The 4,076-nt window shown below is 56.8% G+C and carries 3 protein-coding genes; all 3 read right to left on the reverse strand.

Annotated features, from left to right (window positions below; translation table 11 throughout):
- Positions 1-1,087 (reverse strand): aminotransferase class I/II-fold pyridoxal phosphate-dependent enzyme (locus AC1DSG_RS28530; RefSeq protein ID WP_477793861.1); only part of this gene is annotated, 1,087 nt, incomplete at its 3' end.
- 67 nt (positions 1,088-1,154) lie between these two features.
- Entirely contained in the window at positions 1,155-2,615 is a 1,461-nt protein-coding gene (locus AC1DSG_RS28535) for a hypothetical protein (protein WP_477793862.1), read from the reverse strand.
- 624 nt (positions 2,616-3,239) lie between these two features.
- Positions 3,240-4,076, reverse strand: an 837-nt coding sequence (locus AC1DSG_RS28540; protein ID WP_477793863.1) for a zinc-dependent alcohol dehydrogenase family protein, incomplete at its 5' end; no start/stop codon positions are given.

The raw sequence follows: 4,076 nt of genomic DNA on the forward strand, positions 1-4,076 counted from the left end.
GTACCAGTAAGTGCTGATCGATTCGTCCATTGTTGTACAGACGCGCAATGGCCTTCTGGCGGATTGGCGATAACCGGAACGATCGCAGCAGAAAGTGCCGTTGCAATTCACCTCGCAGTTGCCGCGAAAGCAGATAGCCATAAGGCGCTTCAGCTCCAATGACCTTCTCGAAAGTAGAGAACACGATCAATCGCTCCGGGTCCAGCCAATCACGAAACCGGGGCCGGCCGGGTTCAAATTCGAGTTCGCCGTGACAATCATTTTCCAACACCCAACTGCCGTGCCGCTCCAGCAACTGCGCCGTGGATTGTCGGTTGCTGTCGCAGGCCACACTGCCGCGCGGCATGTTCAGGCCGGATGACAACATCACCAGCCTAACGGGTTCGGTTTCCAGCAGTGTCTGCAGATGATCAAGGTCCAGACCGCCATCGGTTTGCAATGACAACTCGATGACCTGCACGTCGGCGTCCTGTAACAATCGCAGAATCGCCCAGTCGCACGGCGACTCCACCACGACCGTGGCGTCTTTGAGGTGAAGCGCCGCGATCAATATTTCCAGGACCCCACGCAAATCAGCACCGATGTAGACATCGTCGGCGTGCCAGCAGCGTGCAGGCGACGAGGTATAACGTGCGGCCAGAGCGGCGCGCAGTTCCCGCTCACCACAGGGTTGAGAGGTCGGTTGCGGCTGGCGTGGATACTGGCGCAGCAATTCTCGTTCAAGCAGCAACAGTGGGCTGTCCAAAGGTTGCAGCAGCGCGGGTTCATCGGCGCTCAATACCAGCATTCCTGGACGCCTGGCGTTCACATAGACCGTCTCCAGCAGATCATTGCCGCTGCACGGTGGCCGGATGAACGACACGGGCAGTGCGTAATACCCGGACTTGGCCACCGAATAGACGCGTCCTTCCTTTTCCAGCAGCGAATACGCGTACTGAATGGTCGAAATCGAAACGCTCAGGCGGTCCGCCAACTGCCGTAACGAAGGGAGCCGCATCCGCGTGTCGCTGACTGGTTCGCTGATCAGATGGGTCAGGTAGCGGTACACAGCCTGATAAGCGAAGTCGGTTTCTCGAGGTCCTTTCATGGGTAATGGCCGAACAGACTGAACTCGGCCCGTTGCAGCTGAGTGCGCGTTAACAAGCCAGGCACTTTCAATGTCCCGTTGACCGTTCGCCCGCCATGGCATCAATTGCCATCACTTCTGCTTGCCGGTCCTTGTCCGCTGATTCGGCGCTGGCCAYCGGCCCCATGCGATAAAGCGTACCGATCAGGCTGACGGGCAACCCGCTGACGTCGACCATCCATTGCAGAACCTGCTCAGGTGCAGGCTTGCCCTGCATTGCCCGATGCAGTTCGGGCAGTGCCACGAGCATGCCGGGATGACACTGACGTAGAAAACGTTCGAGCGACGCGCCGTTCTCGACAAAGGGTGCAAACAGTAAACACACCAGTTGAGCTTCGTTGAGTCCCAGGTTTCTTTGCGCCTCGGCCTGCGCCAGCTCCCGCTGATCTGACAGGGTTGCCGGGTTGCCGTACGTCTGCAATGCGTGATCGCACACAGTCTCTGGCAGTTGCTTGCGTCGCATCATGACCAATAGCCGCTGCAAATAATCGCTGATACCGGCTTCATACGTCCGGCCCTGCACGAAGCAGGCTTGCAGCCCCCGCAGGTGTGCGCAAATCGAAAGGCTGATGTATTCGTTATCGCCAAACTGAGTCGTCAGCCCGTCTGGTTGAAACTTGAGGAACTCGGTCAGCAACGGCCAGCGCTCTTCCAGATTGCTGACCAGCAAGTCATGAATATCGATGCAGGATGCGCGACGACACGCCTCAAAACTTTCTGCAGGACGCCACGCGGGCTGTTCTTGACTCGAATAAAACTCGCGATAGCAATCAGTGCCCAGCTCATCGAGCCGCGTGAAGAGCTGCTCGTAGCCGGTTTCAGGCTGTTCTGGCATCGGGAAGCCGGCTTTTGCCGCGGCACGGTTCAATCCCTCCATAAACTGCCTTTGCTGGCGCGGTGAATCGCTACTGACCAAGGCATCCACGCCCCGTTTCCAGCGGGCGATTTGTCCGTAGAACTCGCCCGTTGCCAGGTAGCCGTCATCCCACAGATCCAGGGGGTCGCTCCAGGTTCGGCGGTGACCGATCATCAAGAGATTGAGTCGATTTGACTCGCGGCCGGCTTCAGAGACCCCAACTCCGTGATTGAATGGCAGGACCTCGCGGTTATCGACCATCAACACTTCAACCCGAGGATCATCGTAAAGAAACAACGCACTGCAGCTGCGATGGATGTTTTCAAGGGCCATCGAGGCTGCGTCGTTCAAGCGCAGGGTCGCCACCCGCAGCTGGAATGTCGCGGGTGCCCGGCCGGCGATGCTCAATTGCGCGGCACGCAGCAGCGCAAGGGTGTAACAGCTGTCACGGGTCCCGGACTGGGTCGCCAGCACCTTGTACTCGCCAATACGTTCCATACCACCTGCCGCGACCACTACGCGCTGAATCAACAGCTGCAATGCAGTGCGTTCGGCCCGCGAGAAGAAACTCAGCAATCGTTGCAATACTTGCTGATAAACATAGTTCATTGCCTGATCATGGGTATTGGTCATCATTGTTTACCTGTTACTCATAGGTGCGATGTCACGCAAACAACGCTCTGCATTGCGCAATCGGTTGCCCGTCATGATTAGAGTGTCGTGCTTGATATCAAATGCTAACACTTAGTCTTTAAGTCATTATTTGAAACGATTAGAACTTGGCGATAAACCGCCTGACATCAACCGGCCTCCAGCCCCGACAGAACGGGCGTCTGGAGACGGCACGGGAGATCCTAGGAAATATCCGACAGCGTCCCACAGACAAGTAGCACGATAAATAAGGAAAGAAGTCACCCTAAGTTTTTCGGCAACTGTTCGATAACGCGCTAATTGCTGAGTTTGTATTGCCTGGACACAATGAAAAGTATCTGCCCGACACCTGGCCATAGCTCATTCCTTGAGATGAAAGTAATCATTCAATTATCGGGGCTTATATGATGATTAGAAGATACAGATTGAGGGCAAAAACCAGTTCAGTTGCTGAACGGCCCCGTCCTGGATTGACGGAACGCCTCATTTTTTTCGCAGGGAGAATGAAAAAGTCGGTGCAAGCACGTAATGCTGTTTATTGAAGGAGCGACACAATTCTGTAGCAGCTGGCGCAGCCTGCGTCGCCAGCTGCTACGAGGTTCGCTATTACGCAGGCTCGACCTGTAGGGCCACCCGCTCGCGGCATGGGCATTCGTCCATGTAGCGGTGTGCTTCGACAAACTGGGAAAACGGGAAGACCCGAGTCTTGAGCGGCAGTAGCACGTGGTCAGCGGTCAACTGGTTGATGTCACGCAAGGCACGCTGCAGTGCGACCTGGTCCTGGGTGATGCCCAACTCCGGCTTGCCGGTGAAATTGCCAATGCAATGCACAAAGAACTGAATGTTCTTCTGGAACGCTGCACAGGCCGGAAACGGCGTCTGGTTGCCGCCCTGCAGGCCGTATAACACCAGGCTGCCACGAGGTGCGAGCACATCGCCCAGAAGCGACATCTGCGGACCGCCCAGCCCGTCGAACACCACATCCACGCCGCGGTTGTCCGTAATTTTGTTGATCCGCATGAGCAGATCTTCTTCTTCGGTGACGATGACTTTTTCGGCACCCAGCGTTAACAGGTATTCGCGCTCTTCCGCTGTTTTGGTGGCGGCAATCACTCGCACGCCCAAGGCTTTGCCGAGTTGCACGAACGAAGGTCCGGCACAATGGCTGGCGTCGGTCACCAGGACAAATTGCCCGGGTTTGACGCGTGCCAGATCGTTGAGAGCGAAGTAGGCAATCAGCAGCGGTGTGTAATGCACAGCCGCTTCAATCGGACTCAGCACCTCCGGATAACGGGTCAGTGCCGAGCGCGGCAGAACAATCTGCTCGCCGTACACGGGATAGTCGTTCGGGCTTTCGGCCGGGAAGCTGGCGACCCTGTCACCGACTGCCAGGTCGTCGACGCCCTCGCCGAGCGCCGTCACGACACCGGACATTTCCTGTCC

The sequence above is a fragment of the Pseudomonas sp. P5_A12 genome, assembly GCF_056400685.1.